The sequence below is a fragment of the Nonomuraea fuscirosea genome, assembly GCF_035917475.1.
Classification (GTDB): Bacteria; Actinomycetota; Actinomycetes; order Streptosporangiales; family Streptosporangiaceae; genus Nonomuraea; species Nonomuraea fuscirosea.
The window spans coordinates 11859129-11875712 of sequence record NZ_CP109074.1 but is presented as its reverse complement, the minus strand read 5'-3'; the positions used below and the strand labels follow the sequence as shown (position 1 = coordinate 11875712).

Annotated in this window: 14 protein-coding genes; 9 read left to right on the top strand and 5 right to left on the bottom strand. The window is 71.0% G+C overall.

Features of this window, described 5'->3' with window-relative positions:
- Nucleotides 1–115 precede the first annotated feature (115 nt).
- Nucleotides 116–442 carry a ferredoxin gene (gene fdxA, locus OIE67_RS54820; protein WP_106240826.1) on the bottom strand — a complete coding sequence of 109 codons (327 nt, stop codon included), beginning with the start codon at nucleotides 440–442 and terminating at the stop codon, nucleotides 116–118.
- 105 nt (nucleotides 443–547) lie between these two features.
- Between fdxA and OIE67_RS55810 the strand changes: the two genes are divergently transcribed.
- The 8 genes from OIE67_RS55810 (at nucleotide 548) to OIE67_RS54785 (ending at nucleotide 12940) form a co-directional block, all read left to right on the top strand.
- On the top strand, nucleotides 548–778 hold the full coding sequence (locus OIE67_RS55810; RefSeq protein ID WP_106240824.1) for a putative acetyltransferase: 231 nt from the start codon (nucleotides 548–550) through the stop codon (nucleotides 776–778).
- 17 nt (nucleotides 779–795) lie between these two features.
- Entirely contained in the window at nucleotides 796–1866 is a 1071-nt protein-coding gene (locus OIE67_RS54815; protein ID WP_326635241.1) for an ABC transporter substrate-binding protein, read from the top strand.
- Between the two features lie 102 nt (nucleotides 1867–1968).
- Nucleotides 1969–2745, top strand: a complete 777-nt coding sequence (locus tag OIE67_RS54810; protein WP_106240821.1) for a class I SAM-dependent methyltransferase — start codon at nucleotides 1969–1971, stop codon at nucleotides 2743–2745.
- 112 nt (nucleotides 2746–2857) lie between these two features.
- Nucleotides 2858–5218 (top strand): hypothetical protein, encoded by a 2361-nt coding sequence (locus OIE67_RS54805; RefSeq protein WP_326635238.1) that lies wholly within the window; start codon nucleotides 2858–2860, stop codon nucleotides 5216–5218.
- Nucleotides 5219–5222: 4 nt separating this feature from the next.
- Nucleotides 5223–7043 carry a UvrD-helicase domain-containing protein gene (locus OIE67_RS54800; RefSeq protein ID WP_326635236.1) on the top strand — a complete coding sequence of 607 codons (1821 nt, stop codon included), beginning with the start codon at nucleotides 5223–5225 and terminating at the stop codon, nucleotides 7041–7043.
- 48 nt (nucleotides 7044–7091) lie between these two features.
- Nucleotides 7092–8936, top strand: a complete 1845-nt coding sequence (locus OIE67_RS54795) for a sigma factor-like helix-turn-helix DNA-binding protein (protein WP_326635234.1) — start codon at nucleotides 7092–7094, stop codon at nucleotides 8934–8936.
- A 20-nt stretch (nucleotides 8937–8956) separates the two neighbouring features.
- The gene (gene cysS / locus OIE67_RS54790; protein ID WP_326635232.1) at nucleotides 8957–10333 is read left to right on the top strand and encodes a cysteine--tRNA ligase; all 1377 of its coding nucleotides are present in this window, start codon (nucleotides 8957–8959) and stop codon (nucleotides 10331–10333) included.
- 120 nt (nucleotides 10334–10453) lie between these two features.
- Complete coding sequence (locus OIE67_RS54785; RefSeq protein WP_326645809.1) at nucleotides 10454–12940, top strand: penicillin acylase family protein; 2487 nt, start codon at nucleotides 10454–10456, stop codon at nucleotides 12938–12940.
- Nucleotides 12941–12956: 16 nt separating this feature from the next.
- On the opposite strand, the gene OIE67_RS54780 is transcribed toward OIE67_RS54785, so the two are convergent.
- Complete coding sequence (locus OIE67_RS54780) at nucleotides 12957–13382, bottom strand: hypothetical protein (protein WP_326635230.1); 426 nt, start codon at nucleotides 13380–13382, stop codon at nucleotides 12957–12959.
- 74 nt (nucleotides 13383–13456) lie between these two features.
- Between OIE67_RS54780 and OIE67_RS54775 the strand changes: the two genes are divergently transcribed.
- Nucleotides 13457–14587, top strand: coding sequence for a hypothetical protein (locus tag OIE67_RS54775; RefSeq protein ID WP_326635229.1), 1131 nt, complete (start codon nucleotides 13457–13459; stop codon nucleotides 14585–14587).
- Nucleotides 14588–14715: 128 nt separating this feature from the next.
- Here OIE67_RS54775 and OIE67_RS54770 read toward each other — a convergent pair whose 3' ends face one another.
- The 3 genes from OIE67_RS54770 to mshB are packed head-to-tail and all read right to left on the bottom strand — an operon-like array spanning nucleotide 14716 to nucleotide 16561.
- A complete protein-coding gene (locus tag OIE67_RS54770) occupies nucleotides 14716–15210 on the bottom strand; it encodes a flavin reductase family protein (RefSeq protein WP_326635227.1) in 495 nt (164 codons plus the stop codon).
- 17 nt (nucleotides 15211–15227) lie between these two features.
- Nucleotides 15228–15644: a DUF6113 family protein gene (locus OIE67_RS54765; RefSeq protein WP_106240802.1), complete on the bottom strand. Its 417-nt coding sequence runs from the start codon at nucleotides 15642–15644 to the stop codon at nucleotides 15228–15230.
- Nucleotides 15645–15655: 11 nt separating this feature from the next.
- Nucleotides 15656–16561: an N-acetyl-1-D-myo-inositol-2-amino-2-deoxy-alpha-D-glucopyranoside deacetylase gene (gene mshB, locus OIE67_RS54760; protein ID WP_326635223.1), complete on the bottom strand. Its 906-nt coding sequence runs from the start codon at nucleotides 16559–16561 to the stop codon at nucleotides 15656–15658.
- Nucleotides 16562–16584 lie beyond the last annotated feature (23 nt).

The window sequence follows — 16584 nt, the reverse complement described above, 5'->3', positions numbered from 1 at the left end:
ATTCTTCTCCTCGGCGTACTGGAGCGCGGCGGCCGTGGAAGGCCGCGTCACGGGCGCATGGCACGCGAACGGGGCGCATCCCCTCGGATGCCCCCGTACACGGCGTCGGGACTCGTCAGTGGTCCTCGCCCTGCGGCGGCAGGGCGGCCACCACCGGATGGTCCTTCTCGATCTTGCCCACCTTCGAGGCGCCACCGGGCGAGCCGAGGTCCTCGAAGAAGTCCACGTTCGCCTTGTAGAAGTCCTTCCACTGCTCGGGAAGGTCGTCCTCGTAGAAAATGGCCTCGACGGGGCACACGGGTTCGCACGCGCCGCAGTCCACGCACTCGTCGGGGTGGATGTAAAGCATGCGCTCGCCCTCGTAGATGCAATCAACGGGGCATTCCTCGATGCACGCCTTGTCCAGGACGTCCACGCAAGGCTGCGCGATGACGTAGGTCACCTCGAGCTCCTTCTTCTCCGCACCATGGCATGACTCTGACCGCGGTTTGCTACGCCCTAGTATTGCCGTGCTTGCACGCTGGCCGAAACGGAGGGTGCCAAACTCATGGCCGCGCGCCTCGTCATCGCCATCACAAGTCACGATATAGGCGCACGGATCACCACCCGTAGACGCGTCCCCGGCGGGTTCAGCGACGCGGTGGGCGTGCTCGTGTCGTGGTCGGACGGACTTCTCAAAGTCCGCAAAAGGGACGGCACTGTGGTGGAGATCCCCGAAGAGACACTCGTGGCCGCCAAGGTCGTTCCGGCCGCGCCTCCTCGACCTGGGCGGATGTAACAGTAAGTATTCAATCTGTGACTGTACGTACCTGCGCCGCCGCAGCAGCCATCCTCGCCAGCGCCGGATGCGGCGCGTCGTCCACGGACACCGCCTCCACCGAGGCCAGGAACCTGCCGCCGATCAACACCGGAGCCACCTCCATGAAGGCCGGCTTCGGCACCATGGACCGCCTGGCCGAGGCCGCCAAGCGCGAGGGCGAGCTCAGCGTGATCGCCCTGCCCCGCGAATGGGTCAACTACGGCGAGGTCATCGACACCTTCGCCGACAAGTACGACATCAAGGTCAACGAGCTGGAGCCCACGGCGAGCAGCAAGCGTGAACTGGACGCCGCCGCCCAGCTCAAGCCCGACGTGTTCGACCTGACGATGGACGTGGCCGTCTCCGCGGCCGACCGGTTCGCCCGCTATCAGGTCCAGGGCTGGCAGGACCTGCCCGACCACGTGAAGGAGCCGTCCGGCGCCTGGTACGCCGCGTACGGCGGCTACATGTCCATCGGCTACGACCCCCGCGCGGTCAAGCCGCCCGCCTCCTTCGCCGCCCTGCTCGGGCCCGGCTACAAGGTCGCGCTCGACGGCGACCCGCTGCGCTCGGCGTCGGCCTTCGGCGGCGTCATGGCGGCGTCCATGCGCTCGGGGACGCCGCAGCCGCAGCAGGGCGTCGAGCTGTTCGCCAAGCTCAAGCAGGCGGGCAGGCTGACCGACCTGGCCAAGGCCAACGTGGTCATCGCCTGGGACCACCTCAACGCCCGCCGCAGCGCCGAGCACGCCGACACCTGGAAGGTGACGATCCCCCGGGACGCGGCGCTCGGCGGCTACCACGTGCAGGCGATCAACAAGGCCGCCCCGCACCCGGCCGCCGCCCGGCTCTGGCAGGAGTTCCTCTTCTCCGACGAGGGCCAGAACCTGCTGCAGAAGGGGTACGCCCGGCCGGTGCGCGGCGAGGCGATGCTCATGAAGGGCACGCTCGACGGCGAGCAGGCGGCGAAATTGCCCAAGGCGCCCGGTCCGCCGGTGCTCATGACGATTCCGCAGGCAGACGCGGCGAAGGCGTACTTGAGGAAGGAGTGGAGCAAGAAGGTGGGATGAGTCCTATGTGACTTGATATGTCGTAGCGACAATCAGCCTCTAAAGTGAACAGACAGCACGGCCACGGGGGCCCGATGTCTGATCGATTGTGAGCTGATCGTCTTGCGATACGACACACCGAGTTTGGAGCGGTGGAACAGTCGCGCCTACGACAGCAGCTTCGGCTACGTATCGACCCAAGGCGCGCCACTGGTCGACCTGCTCGACCCCCGGGCAGGCGAGCGAGTGCTCGACCTCGGCTGCGGCACCGGGGTGCTGACGGCGCAGATCGCCTTCAGAGGCGCCGACGTCCTCGGCATCGACGGCTCGTCCGCCATGATCGAGAAGGCGCTGGCGCAGTATCCCGGCATCGACTTCATCATCGGCGACGGGCACGACTTCACGGTGGTGGACCCGTACGACGCGGTCTTCTCCAACGCGGCGCTGCACTGGATGAGCCGCGACCCGGCCGCCGTGATCGCCAGCGTCCGCGAGGCACTCAAGCCTGGCGGGCGCTTCGTCGCGGAGATGGGCGGCGCCGGCAACTGCGCCGAGCTGACCACCGCGATGCTGACGGCCTGGCGCGAGTACGGCCTGCGCGAACCCGAGCTCCCGTGGTACTTTCCCACGCCTGCCGAGTACGCCCGCCGCCTCGAGCAGGAGGGGTTCGTCGTCAGGTTGCTCGAATACTTCGACCGGCCGACCCCCCTTGACGAGTGCCCCGGCGGGGCCGCCGACTGGGTGCGCGTGTTCGCCGCATCGGTGCTCGAAGGGCTTCCCCCGGAGATCGTGGAGCCCCTGCTCCGTCGCGTCAACGAACTGGCCGCGCCCGCACTTCGCAGGGAGACTGGCTGGATGGCCGACTACGTGCGTCTACGCTTTGCCGCTGTTCGGCGTTGATGCGTCGTGCATGATGCGTAGGGCTGTTTTGCCGGACTATGGTCTGTTCCGTGGGCGGCGAGATTTGGGCTGCACCGCTGCGGCGGCGTGAGGGGCTGGTGAACGGAACGGGATGAACTTCTGCCTGAGCGACCTCGTACCACCGTTGAGGTGGAGCGACGCGTCGACGATCACGCTACTCACCGGGCAGCCGGACCTGCCGGATGCGTGGTGGCGCAGCCTGCCCATGCCCCGCGTCCTGGCCGCGATCGGCCCCGAGTCGCTGGGCGAGCTGCTGACGGAGATCGCCCTGGAACACTGGCCGGCCGCCTCGATCGGTGACGTCCTGCCCGCCCTGCACGTGCTGGACCCGGACGAGGCCGACGAGCCCGCGGTCGCCATCGCGCTCGACCGCACCGGGTCGTGGGCCGGGCTGCTGGCGCTGACCGGCCGGGAGCTGGTCGACCAGCCGTTCATCCAGGCGCGGCCGGTGCTGAACACGCTGTTCTCCGCCGTCCTCGTGCACCTCGCCCAGCCGCTCGCGTACGCCGCTCCGGCCCAGGGCGGAAAGCAGGAGACGCCGCCCGCCGCCCAGCCGCCGCTGGCGCATGAGCCCTTCGCGCACGAGCAGGACGTGCGGGACCAGGCCGCGCGCGAGGCTGAGCCCGCCGCTGCGGCGCCGGAGGGGGAGCACGAGGCCGAGGAGGCCCGCTCCGCGCCGGTCGCGGCGGAGAACGCCGCTGAGGACGCCGCCGGCACCGGGGACGCCGCCCGGCACGACGCCGAGGTGGCCGCCGCCCAGCACGCGGCCGAGGTCGCCGCCGCCGAACAGGCCGAGGAGGCCGTCGCGCCGGAGAGCGAGCCTGAGAGTGCGCCTGAAAGTGCGCCTGAAAGTGCGCAGGTCGTGGCGGCGCATCACGAGGACGCGCTTGAGCCGCGCCACGGGGACGCGGCGGAAGCGCACCAGGGAGACGCTCTGGAAGCGCATCGCGGGGACGCGCTCGCGGTGCACCACGGGGACGCCTTGGACACCGCCGACGAGCCCGTGCCCGCCGCCCAGGAGGCGGAGCCGGCCGGGGACGTCCTCGGCGAGCACGTTCCCGAGCACGTACAGGAGGACGTCCACGAGGGCGTCCACGCCGAGCAGGTCCCGGTCGAGCAGTTCCCCCTGGAGCCCGCCGAGCACCCCGAGCACGCCGAGCTCGCCGCGCCCGTCCAGGACGAGCACGGCGAGCAGGACGGCGGGGAGGCCGCGGCCGAGGGTCGCGGGCAGGAGCTTCCCGAGCTGATCGAGGCCGCGTTCGCCGGTCTGGACGACAAGAGCTGGGCCGTGGCCCAGAACCGGGTCTTCACCGACGAGCCGTCCGCCGTGGACCAGCTGGCCAAGCTCTTCGCCGTCCCCCCTGCCGAGATCGCCGCCACCGAGGACGCGCTGCGCACCCGCCTCGACCACTGGCTGTCCAGCGACGAGGCGGCCCCGTACCGCGCTCATCTGGACGAGCTGGTCGCGACGATCGGCCCCGAGGCGCCCAAGGAGCGGCTCATCGGCGCGGCCGACTGGCACAACGTCGAGATCCGCGCGCTGGAGGTCCCGGCCTGGCAGTTCGTGCTGACCACGCTGGCCCCGCCGCCCGTACGGGAGCAGCAGTACGAGCAGCCCCGAGAGCCCGAGCCCCAGCAGGCCCCGGCCGAGCAGTTCCAGGACCAGCACGCCCCGGACCAGCTCGCCCCGGACCAGCACATCCCGGACCAGCTCGCCCCGGACCAGCAGAGCCAGGATCAGCACGGCCCCGACCAGTACGGCCCCGACCAGCAGGCCGCCGTGCGGCAGGAGCCGGTGGAACTGCTGCAGTCGGCGTTCGGCCCCGTCCAGCTGCCGCCGCCTCCCCCGGGCCCGCCGCAGTTCCAGGCGTTCACCCCGGTGGCGCCCCCCGCGAGCGAGACGAACGGCGGAGCGCCCGAGCCGGACAAGCCGTACCAGCCGCTGAAGGACGTCTCCCAGACCAAGCGCTGCTTCCGGCAGCCCGACGGCCGCTGGTGGCTGCGCGTCGACGTGACCGCCGAGCAGCTGGCGGGAGGCGAGTGCGCGCTGCCGACGGGCTTCGCGTCGTACCTGGGGCTGAATCCGGGTGAGAGCAGGACGGTCAGGAGCGCCGCGGGCGAGCTGACCATGACCTGGCACGGCTCGCCGGTGCTGCAGTCCGTCGAGCACCTGCTGGTGGACGTGGGAGCCCGTGAGGGCGGCCACCTGTTCCTGACGCTGTCGGACGAGGGCGTGCTGCGGGCCAGGCACCTGCCGGTCGCCGCGCAGGGCGCCGAGAAGATCACGAAGGCGCTCCGCCTGGTCGGGTACACGGCTCCGGGCGGAACGCGAGATCAGGCGGCCAGGGTGATCGCGACCAGGATCGGCATGACGGGGCCCGTCGCCCTGCCCGAGCTGCTCAACAGGCTCCGCGAACGCGGGGACCGCGACCTGCTCGAACTCTTGGACTGAGCCTGTGCCGCGGCTCGCGATCGGCCCGGAGTTCCGCGGGGAGCTCAGCGCACTGGCCCAGCCGGTGCGCAGGGACGCCGTGGTCGCGCTGCGCCGGTTCCTGCTGAACGTGGCCGGCGCCCCGCACGCCGAGCGGGTGCGGGGCGCGCGGGATCCGCGGGTCGCGACCCTGCGCCTGGCGGCCGGCTACCGCGGGGTGGTGGTGCGGCAGCGGGACGTGTACTGGCTGCGCGACCTCCTGCCGGACGCCGATGCCTGGTCGTACGCGCGCCGCCACCGTTACGGCGTCAACCCGGTGCTCGGCGTCGTCGAGGAGTGGGACGCGGAGGCCCTTGAGCGGGTGGAGCCCGCGTTGCGCCGCTCGGCCGGGTCGTCCGGGCTGTTCGACCCGATCTGCGACGGCGACCTGCTGGGGCTCGGCCTGGACGGGCACGCGCTGCCGCTGTTCCGGCTGATCACGACCGAGGCCGACGTGGCCGCGCTCGAACCGCTGCTGCCGCCCACCCAGTACGCCCCGCTGGCCGTGCTGGCGCGCGGCGGCACCCTGGCGGAGGCGTGGCGTGAGCTGGACCCCTGGCGGGCCTCCGACGAGGCGAGCGGCCCGATCGACACCGAGGACCTCTACGCGGCGCTGCGGCGCAGCCCCGACCGCGCGGTCTTCGTCCAGGACAAGGTGGCGCTGGAGCGGGTGCTGGACGCGCCGGCGTGGTGCACGTTCCTCGACCCGCCGCAGCACCGGCTGGCCAGGGCCGCCAGGTACGAGCACCCGGTGCTGGTCGTGGGCGGGGCGGGCACCGGCAAGACCGTGCTGGCGCTGCACCGGGCGGCCCATCTGGCGGCGCGCGGCGCGGGGCCCGTGCTGCTGGTGACGTTCTCGCAGAGCCTGGCCGAGGAGCTGTCGGCCCGACTGGACCTGCTGATCGAGGACGAGGTGGTGCGCAAGCGGGTCGAGGTGGACAACGCCGAGCGCCTGGCCCTGCGGATCGTGGCCGACGCCGAGGGCCGCCGCCCGGTGCTGGTCGGTCCGGACGCGCGTTCGCTGGCCGAGCTGACGGACGAGGCGTTGCGGTTGCTGTCGATCTCGACGGGTGATCTGCTCGACGATGTGGATCCAGGGCTCAAGCCGTACCGTCACATGGTCGTGGACGAGGCGCAGGACGTCAGCGCGGCGCAGTGGCGGCTGCTGCGGGCGGCGGTGCCGCGGGCCCGCGACGACCTGTTCATCGTGGGCGATCCGCACCAGCGCGTCACCGACGCGCGCGTGACGCTCGGCGCGCTCGGCATCCCCGCCGTCCAGCACACGCTCAAGCGCTCCTACCGCCTGCCGCAGGAGGTGCTGTCCTTCGCCGTCCGGCTGCGCGGCGGCGGCCTGTCCCCCGGCCTGGTCACGGGCGTCACCGACATGTACGGCTTCGGCGCGACGCGCAACGGCGAGCGGCCGGTCGTCAGGGCGTACGACACGCTGGAGGCGGAGCTGGCGGGCCTGCGCGCCACGGTCGAGGGCTGGCTGGCCGACGGCGTGCCGGCCGGCGAGATCGCCGTCGGCGCCCGCCACCAGCGGCTCGCCCGCCGGGCCGGCCGCGCGCTCGACGGCCTGGAGGTGCGGGTGGCGAGCTTCCCGCAACTCAAGGGCCTGGAGTTCGAACGGGTGGCGCTCGTCGGCGTCGCGGAGGACGTGGTGCCGGGTCCGCTGCCGGAGGAACCGCAGGCACGTGCTCACGCGTTGCAGCGTGAACGGAGCATACTGTTCGTCGCCTGCACCCGTGCTCGCTCGATGCTCTATATCTCCCATTCTGGAAGAGGCAGCCCGTTTCTACCCCTCTGATCACATAGTCTGAACTGCGGATATCTTCCCTTTGCCGGTTGGACCTCAATGAACCTCAGCCTGAGCGACCTCACGCCACCACTGCGCTGGACCTCTCCTGGTCAGATCGCGCCGATCGTGGAGGAGCCACAGCTGCCCGAGGCCTGGTGGCAGGCGATTCCTCTCGACCGCGCGTGCGCCATCGTCGGCACACAGACCGTGGCGGGCCGTCTGGCCGACCTGGCCGTGGCCTGCTGGGGACATCTGACGCTGGGCGACATCCTGCCGTTGTTGCGCTTCTCCGACCCCGCCGAGGCCGAGCGGACGCCGGAGACGCTGGGCAAGGACGTGGTGCAGAAACTGTTCAGCGGCGTCTTCGAGCGGCTGCTCGAACCCGCGCCCGAGGCGGTGCCCGCGCCGTCCGGGACGGACAAGCCGCTGCCCGACCTGATCGACGAGCTGTTCGCGGCGCTGGACGACCGGCAGCGCGCCATCGCGCGCGACCGCCTGTACGCCGAGCAGCGGGCCACCCTCGACGAGCTGGCCCAGCGCTTCTCCGTCACCAGGGAGCGGATCAGGCAGATCGAGCGCGACCTGCGCGAGCACATCGACGCCTGGCTGGCCAAGCCCGAGGCGGGCGGCCTGGTCGCCCACGTGACGTGGCTGCGCGGGCGGCTGGGCGTGGCCGTGCCGGCCGAGGACCTGCAGACCGTCGTGCCGTGGCACGCGGGCGACCTGCGCGCGCTGGGGATCCCGGCGTGGCGGTTCGTGCGCACGCTGATGACCGGCTACGAGCAGTCGGACGGCTGGCTGGTGGCCGGCGGGGCCGACGACCTGCGGGAGAAGACGCGCCAGCTCTTCGCCGACGGGCCCCGCCCGCTGCCCGAGGCCGTGTCCATGGTGTCCCAGCTCGGCGTGCACGAGGACGTGGCCGAGCGGTGGATCCTGGCCGTGCCGCAGCTGCGGGTGCTGGGCCAGCACGTGGTGCCGTGGCCGCGCAGCGTCAACGAGAAGGCCGAGGCGGTGCTGGCGGTGGCGGGCACGCCCCTGTCGCCCGAGGAGATCCAGGAGCGCATCGGCGAGGACTACAGCCTGGTCGGCATCCGCAACCAGCTCACCGCCGACGAGCGCTTCCGCCGGCTCGACCGCAACAAGTACGGGCTGACCAGGTGGGGCGGCGACGAGTACCTGGGGATCAGGGAGATGATCGCCAGGGAGATCGAGCGGGCCGGCGGCGAGGCCTCGGTGAGCACGGTCGTGGCCAACCTGACCTCGCGCTACGACGTGAGCGAGAGCTCTGTCCGTGCGTACTCGGGCGGGCCCGGGTTCGAACGCACGCAGCGGGGCTGGATCCGGGTGGCGGGCACCTCGCCCAGCGGGGAGGCGGAGCCGTACCAGCCGCGCAAGGACGTCTCGGAGACCCGGCGCAGCTTCCGCTCGCGCGACGGGCGCTGGTGGCACCGGGTGGACATCAACGCCGAGCACCTGCGGGGCTCGGGGTCGCCGCTGCCGACGGGGTTCGCGGCGTACCTGGGGATGGCGCCGGGCGGGCAGCTGACGGCCTCCGCGCCGTCCGGCGACGTGGTGATCAGCTGGCACAACCAGCCCACCATGGGGTCGATCCGCAACGTGCTGGCCGAGTACAAGGCCAACGAGGGCGACCACGTCTTCCTCACCGTGTCCGACGGCGGCGAGCTGCTGACGCGCTATCTGCCCGCCGCGCCGCTGGCGATGCCGCCGGTGAACCGGGCGCTCTACCTGCTCGGCTACACCGCTCCGGTCAGCTCGGAGATGGAGGGCCTGCGGCTGATCGGGGCCAGGATCGGACTGTCAGACGCGGCCGGCCGCGAAGAGGTGATCGCCAGGCTGCGCGAGCGCGGTGACCGGGACATTCTCGGTTTCCTGGGCAGTTGACGCCGGGCTAAGCTCGGGAGATGTTGCGGATCTACGACACGCGCGCCAGGCAGGTCGAGCGGATCGACGCCGGGCGGGCGCTGCGGATGTACACGTGCGGGCCGACGGTCTACCGCCACGCGCACGTGGGCAACCTGCGCACCTACGTGCTGTCCGATCTGATCAGACGGGTCCTGGAACGGCGGCGGGTGCGCGTCGTGGCCTGCCAGAACATCACCGACGTCGGCCACCTCGCCGACTCCTCCGCCGAGGGCGCGGCGGAGGGCGAGGACAAGGTCCTGGCCCAGGCGCGGGCAGAGGGGCGCTCGCCGCTGGAGCTGGCCCGCTTCCACGAGGAGTCCTTCGTGGCCGACGCCTCCGCGCTCAACCTGCGCCCGCCCGAGCACATGCCGCGCGCCAGCGAGAGCATCGACCTGATGGTGGAGCTGATCGCCAAGCTGATCGAGCAGGGGCACGCGTACACCGTGCCCGACGGGTCGGTCTTCTTCGACGCGCGTACGTTCCCCTCCTACGGCGAGATCTCCGGCAACCGGCTCGACGCGCTGCGGCCCGCCCACCGCATCGAGGCCGTCGATCCGCGCAAGCGCTTCCACGCCGACTGGGCCCTGTGGAAACCCGCCGAGGGCGAGCTGACCTGGGACACGCCGTGGGGCCGGGGCTTTCCCGGCTGGCACGTCGAGTGCTCGGCCATGTCGCTGCGCTTCCTCGGCTCGCGCTTCGATCTCCACCTCGGCGGGATCGACCTGCGCTTCCCGCACCACGAGGACGAGCGGGCCCAGTCCGACGCGGCGGCCGGGCACGAGGTGGTGCGGCACTGGGTGCACGGCGAGCACCTGCTGTTCGACGGGCGCAAGATGGCCAAGTCGACGGGCAACGTGGTGCTGCTGTCCGACGTGGTGACCGAGGGGCTCGACCCGCTGGCCGTGCGGCTGGCGTTCCTGGAGCACCGCTACCGCCAGCAGATGAACCTGACCTGGGACACCCTGCGGGCCGCCGACCGTACGGTGCGCAGGTGGCGGGCCAGGGTGGCCGAGTGGTCCGAGTCGGTGAGCGCTCCGCTGTCCAAGGACTACACGGACCGGGTGGAGGCGGCCTTCGACGACGACCTCGACACTCCGGCGGCGCTGCGGATCCTGCGGGAGCTGGAGCGCGACGATTCGGTGGCGCCAGGGGCGAAGTTCGAGACGTTCCTGCATCTGGACCAGGTGCTGGCGCTCGATCTGTCCATCGAGATCGGCAAGGCCAAGGTGCTGCCGCCCGGTGCCGGTGAGCTGCTGGAGGCGCGGGAGCGGGCGCGCGAGGCGAAGGACTGGCCGGCCTCCGACCGGCTCCGCGACAAGCTCGCCGACCTGGGTGTACGGGTGTCCGACACCTCGGAAGGCCAGACCTGGGAGTGATCGTCCCGGCCGGGGCGAGCCCCCGCTGGAGTGCTCGTCCCGTCCGGAGCAGTGATCGCGAACTGCCAGACTTGATGCCAGTTCGGCATGAAGGAGGTGGCGGTGAGGCCCTATGCGTGGATGCCGTGGCCGTTGCGGTGGGCGGCCCGGTCGTTGACCGTCACGCTCGCGCTCGTCCTCGTGCTGGCGGGCGTGCTGGTCTACACGGTGCGGAAGTCGTTCCCTCAGGTGGACGGGTCGCTGCGGCTGCCCGGCCTGACGGGAAGTGTGGAGATTTATCGCGATAAATCTGGAATTCCACACATCTACGCGGACAGCGCCACCGACCTGTTCATGGCCCAGGGCTTCGTCCACGCCCAGGACCGCTTCTACGAGATGGACTTCCGCCGCCACACGACCGCCGGACGCCTGTCCGAGCTGTTCGGCGCCTCCACCCTCGACAACGACAAGGCGCTGCGGACCATGGGCTGGCGCCGGGTGGCCGAGCAGGAGCTGCCCGAGCTGGCCCAGGACACGAAGGACTACCTCGACGCGTACGCGGCGGGCGTCAACGCCTGGCTCAGCGCCAACCCCAACGCCTCCGACCGCAGTCTCGAATACTCCGTGCTCAAGCTCCAGGGCGGCGGCGGCACGCCGGAGAAGTGGACCGCGGTCGACTCCCTGGCCTGGCTGAAGGCCATGGCCTGGGACCTGCGCTCCAACATGGAGGACGAGATCGACCGCGCGCTCGCCCTGACCAAGCTGCCCAGGGAGCGCGTCGACCAGCTCTATCCCGGCTACCCCTACGACCGTCACCTGCCGATCGTCAACGAGGGCGCCATCGCCCAGAACCGCTTCGACCAGCGGGCCCAGCCGCGGCTGCGGGCCGGGCGGGCGCTCACCGACGCGGCCGGGACGCTGCGGAACGTGCCGAGCACCATGAGCACCGCGGACCGGGAGGGCATCGGGTCGAACTCGTGGGTGGTCTCCGGGGCCAACACCCTCAGCGGCAAGCCGCTCCTGGCCAACGATCCGCACCTGTCGGCGCAGATGCCGTCGGTCTGGTATCAAGCGGGGCTGCACTGCCGGACGATCACCGAGGCGTGCCCGTACGACGTCACCGGGTTCACCTTCGCCGGGCTGCCCGGGGTGGTCATCGGGCACACGGACAAGATCGCCTGGGGTTTCACGAACCTGGGGCCCGACGTGGCCGACCTGTTCCTGGAGCAGGTGTCCGGCGACACGTACCTGTACCAGGGCGAACAGGTCGAGCTGGAGACCAGGAAAGAGGTGATCAAGGTGGCCGGCCGGTCGCCCGTCACGATCACCGTCAAGAGCACCCGGCACGGCCCGCTGATCAACGAGGTGATGCCGAACGCGCGGCCCAGCGGCGAGGCCAACGCGGTGGCGCTGCAGTGGACCGCCCTGACGCCCGGCCGCACGGCCGACGCGATCTTCGCGCTGAACAAGGCCACCGACTGGAACGAGTTCAAGGCCGCGGCCTCGCTGTTCGACGTCCCCTCGCAGAACCTCGTCTACGCCGACACGACGGGCAAGATCGGATATCAGGCCCCTGGGCGCGTCCCCGTACGGGAGAAGGGCGACGGCACCTGGCCCGTCCCCGGCTGGACCGGCGAGTACGAGTGGCGGCCCGCGCCCATCCCGTACGACCAGCTGCCCACCGTCGAGGACCCCGAGGACGGCTTCATCGTCACCGCCAACAACGCCGTCATCGACCCCGGCCGCTACAAGCCGCTGCTGACCAAGGACTGGGCCTACGGCTACCGTTCGGAACGCATCCGCACCCTGCTCACCGAGGCGCTCAAGAAGGGCCCGATCGACACCGAAACCATGCTGCGGATCCAGCGCGACTCGGGCAACGGTTTCGCCGAGACGCTCGTGCCCGCGCTGATGAAGGTGGACCTGGCCGGGCCGGCCGTACAGGCCAGGGAGCTGCTGAAGTCGTGGGACCGCGCGCAGGAGTCCGGCTCGGCCGCCGCGGCCTACTTCAACGCCGTCTGGCGCCACCTGCTCACGCTGACGTTCGACGACGACCTGCCCGAGGCCGCCCGGCCCACGGGAGGCGACCGCTGGTACGAGGTCGTCAGGCGGCTCCTGGAGGCCCCTGACGACCCCTTCTGGGACGACGCGGGCACCGAGGAGCTGACGGAGACCCGCGACGACGTCCTGCGTCAGGCGATGGCGTCGGCGTACCAGGAGCTCGCCGACCGGCTCGGGCCGGAGGTCAAGGCGTGGCGCTGGGGCGATCTGCACCAGCTCGAACTGGTCAACGGCTCGCTCGGCATGTCGGGCATCGCGCCGGTCGAGGCGCTGTTCAACCGGGGGCCGCTGGCGGTGTCCGGGAGCAAGGACGCGGTGAACGCGACGGGGTGGAACGTCCAGCAGGGGTACGCGGTGACCGCCGTGCCGTCGATGCGCATGGTCGTCGACCTGTCGGACCTGGACAAGTCCCGCTGGATCAACCTGACCGGCGCCTCCGGGCACGCCTTCCACGACAACTACTGGGACCAGGCGGCGGTGTGGGCGAAGGGCGAGCTGCTGCCGATGTACTCCTCGCCGGAGGCGGTCAAGAAGGCCGCGGCGCACACGCTGCGGTTAACGCCCTGACCTTGACAGAGGCTCGTCAACCTGGGCTGCCGCCGCCGCGCCGCCAGCGCGCCGGCCTGCGCGGGTAGCCGCCTTCGTCCAGCCCGGCCAGCCGTTCGAAGACGTTGTACGACGCCTGGTGCCCGCAGACGATCACCGACACCAGCATGGACAGCAGATAGAGCGGCAGCATCGGCAGCCCGACGCACCAGGCCCACTGCGTGGCGTGCCGCCCCTCGTGCAGGACGAGCTGCTCACTCAGCGAGTCGTGCCTGGTCAGGACCACGTTCCCGACGGTGAACGCCCCCGCGACGGGGAACCTGTAGCGGTAGCCGAAGGCCAGGATGAGGCCGTTGGGACCGGGCGTCCTGGACGCCCCGCCGACGACAGCGATCAGCAGACCGAGCGGCGTGGAGAGGTTCACGTAGTTCGCCGCCCGCCGGAACCGGAAGCGCCTGTTCATGCGTCTGAGTCTTGACCAATCTTGACAAGTCGGAATAATGATCCCCGTCCTGAAATCTCCCAAAGAGCAGGATTATGAGATTCTCCATCCTGGGCGCGCTGCTCGGCACCGTTGCACTGGCAGGAGCCGGCGGAGTCGCGATCACCCAGACGTCAGCCACCGATTCCCTACGATTCACCGACACCCCTTCCAACGGGCGGCTGGCGTTAGCCGCCGCACCCTCGACGACGCCACCGTCCGAGACGCCCCCGTCCCAGACGCCGCCCTCCGAGACACCGCCTCCTTCGGGGCCGCCTTCTTCTGGGCCGCCTTCTGAGACGCCGCCCCCGACCGAGACCCTGACCCCGGCCCCCACGCCGACGGAGAGCCCCACGACCGGGGAATACACCGCCGAGACGAAGGTGGTCAAGAGGCGGGGCGTTTCCTATCTGAACGTCTCGGTCACCTACGAAGGAGCGGGCTTCTTCTCCGTAGAGCAGCGGGTGTGCAAGAGAAGATCGTGCAAGACCGCGAACGTGGAGCTCACCGTGCTCGGCGGCGAAGGGAGCACCCGGGCCCGGCTGGGACGCGGCACGTACAAGAAGCAAGGCAAGGCCGGCGTCGCGATGGCGCCGCTGCCGACCGTCACCATCAAGGAGACGGTCACGGTGACCGAACCGGGTCCCACGGTCACCGTCACCGAGCCGGGGCCGACGGTCACGTTCACCTGTCAGCCGTCCGTCGAACCGTCCGACCCGCCCAGCGAGCCGCCGGCCGTTCCCACCGACACGACCTCACCGACCGCGACCGTATCGCCCACCGTGACGCCGAGCGCGACACCGACGCCTACGCCGACGGTCAGTGAGACCCCGACGCCGACGCCGACCGTGACCGATCCTCCGACCGATCCCCCGTCGGATCCGCCGTCGGATCCGCCGTCGGATCCGCCCACCGATCCGCCCGCGGACACCGCTCCTCCGAGCGCGTCCCCGACCACCGAGATCCCGACCTGCCCGCCGCCGTCCGAGCCTCCGGCCGAGGACCCCTCGGAGACCCCGACCCCGACTCCGACTCCGACTCCGACTCCGACTCCGACTCCGACTCCGACGGATACGACCGCCCCGACCGACACGAGCGTTCCGACGGACACCACCGCTCCGGCCGGCACTTCGGGGGACGCCACGACGGCCGCCCAGCCCGGCCCCGCTGTCGCCCGTAACCAGTAGAACCAGCACGCACCAACCAGGAGAACCGGCACGCGACCGGCCGCACAGCCGGCCACCGTTCCGCCCAGCAGGACCGGGCCAGGCCGAAGCGCCTGGCCCGGCTCATGCCCGGCCGCGCCGCATTCACCTCACAGGGTCTTGTAGCGCCCTTCGTGGTACAGGAGCGGCGCGGCGTCCGTCGGCGTGTCCAGCGCGCTCACCTCGCCCACCACGATCGAGTGGTCCCCGCTGTCGTGCACCGCCGTGGTCGCGCACTCGACGGTGGCGATGGCGCCGTCGAACAACGGCACCCCCGACACGCCCCGATGATGCGGCCACCTGGCGAGCTGGCCGTTCAGCGGACGCCCCCGGTGGGCGAAGAAGCGCGAGGCGTCCTCCATGGAGGCCGGTAACACCGACACGCCCCACGTCCCGGACTCCAGCACCGCGTCATGGAACCGCGCCACCTTCTCGGCGCAGAACAGCACCAGCAGCGGATCGAGCGAGACGGAGGTGAAGGAGTTGACGGTCATCGCATGATCGACGTCACCGAGTCGGGTCGTGACGATCGCGACTCCTGTGGCGAAACGGCCGACGACTTTACGGTAGGTTGCCGGGTCCACGTGCCGCTCGATGGAATGCACTAAGCCACTGTATGCCTCTACATGGAATTCTTCGGGGGGTACCCACGCAAAAGCCACGAACCCCCTCCTGATGAGGGCGAAAGCAGATAGCCCGCCACAAGAGCAGCCAATCCCCCGTAAAGGTAGACATAGCCCGGCGCTCCGCTCGCGATCACCAGGTCACCGGCGCTCAGCTCCAGCGTGAACGGCATCGTCACCAGCAGCCACCCGAGCCCGGCCGTCGTGGCGCCGAGCTTCGCCCGCATCAGCCGGCCCGCCCCGGCACACACCCCGAACAACGCCAGCACCCAGACGATCGCCGACACCGGGATCAGGCCGGACTGCCACACGGGATGCGTGAACCCACCCACGATCGCCATGACGACCCCGAGCACGAACAGCATCCCGTACGCCGCCCCGCCCAGCGCCGACTCGGCCTGGCTGCGATGTTCCATATCGCACGAGGTTAGTGGATGCCCGCGAAGAGATCGTTCTCGCGGTCGTGCGGCTCTCCGAGGCCACCCGCCTCGACCGGCGGACCAGGCACCGGAGGGCCGGGCACGCCGATGGCCAGCGTGTAGTGCTCGACGCCCAGGACCTCCTGGCCGATGTTGTTCGACAGCGCGTACCAGGGCGGCTCGACGCTGATCTGCGTGGCGTGCGCCCGCATGGCCTCGATCTTGTTGCCGATCCAGGGACGCGCGTCGATCTCGGTGGTGATGTCCTCGTCCTGGCAGCCGAAGGGCATGTCGTCGACGTCCTCCAGGAGGAAACCCGTCTCGGACTCGCGCATCGCCTCCGCCCCGCGCCGCAGGACGGACCTGGCCACGGCCGTGTGGTAGAACTTCGCGATCTGCCAGGGCTCACCCTCGCCGAAGCCGGGTTTCGCCGCCAGCTCGAACGCCCTGCGCGAAACCCGGTGCGCCTGGATGTGGTCGGGGTGGCCGTAGAAGCCGTTGGCGTCGTACGTGACGAGCACCTGCGGGCGTACCTCGCGGATGACCTTGACCAGCTCGCCCGCCGCCTCGTCGAGGTCGGCGCCCCAGAACGCCTTCGGGTGGTCGTTGCCGGCCACGCCCATCATGCCCGAGTCGCGGTAACGGCCCGGCCCGCCGAGGAAGCGGTGGTCCTCGACGCCGAGCGCCTGGCAGGCGGCGGCGAGCTCGCCGATCCGGTAGGGGCCGAGCGCGTCGTCCCGGTCGGCGGCCAGCTGCGCGAGGTCGTGCGGGATGATCTCGCCCTCCTCGCCCAACGTGCAGGTCACGAGCGTGACGTGGGCGCCCTCGGCGACGTATTTGGCCATGGTCGCGCCGGTGCCGATCGCCTCGTCGTCCGGGTGCGCGTGCACGAGCAGCAGCCGTCGATCAGTCATGCCCACGAGCGTAGCAATGGCAG

What these genes read in the sequence shown, in the direction of transcription:
- mshB (WP_326635223.1), bottom strand. Translation starts at nt 16,561, where the DNA reads ATGACTGATCGACGGCTGCTGCTCGTGCACGCGCACCCGGACGACGAG.
- OIE67_RS54805 (WP_326635238.1), top strand. Translation starts at nt 2,858, where the DNA reads ATGAACTTCTGCCTGAGCGACCTCGTACCACCGTTGAGGTGGAGCGAC.
- OIE67_RS54785 (WP_326645809.1), top strand. Translation starts at nt 10,454, where the DNA reads ATGCCGTGGCCGTTGCGGTGGGCGGCCCGGTCGTTGACCGTCACGCTC.
- OIE67_RS54780 (WP_326635230.1), bottom strand. Translation starts at nt 13,382, where the DNA reads ATGAACAGGCGCTTCCGGTTCCGGCGGGCGGCGAACTACGTGAACCTC.
- OIE67_RS54795 (WP_326635234.1), top strand. Translation starts at nt 7,092, where the DNA reads ATGAACCTCAGCCTGAGCGACCTCACGCCACCACTGCGCTGGACCTCT.
- OIE67_RS54765 (WP_106240802.1), bottom strand. Translation starts at nt 15,644, where the DNA reads ATGGAACATCGCAGCCAGGCCGAGTCGGCGCTGGGCGGGGCGGCGTAC.
- OIE67_RS55810 (WP_106240824.1), top strand. Translation starts at nt 548, where the DNA reads ATGGCCGCGCGCCTCGTCATCGCCATCACAAGTCACGATATAGGCGCA.
- cysS (WP_326635232.1), top strand. Translation starts at nt 8,957, where the DNA reads ATGTTGCGGATCTACGACACGCGCGCCAGGCAGGTCGAGCGGATCGAC.
- OIE67_RS54775 (WP_326635229.1), top strand. Translation starts at nt 13,457, where the DNA reads ATGAGATTCTCCATCCTGGGCGCGCTGCTCGGCACCGTTGCACTGGCA.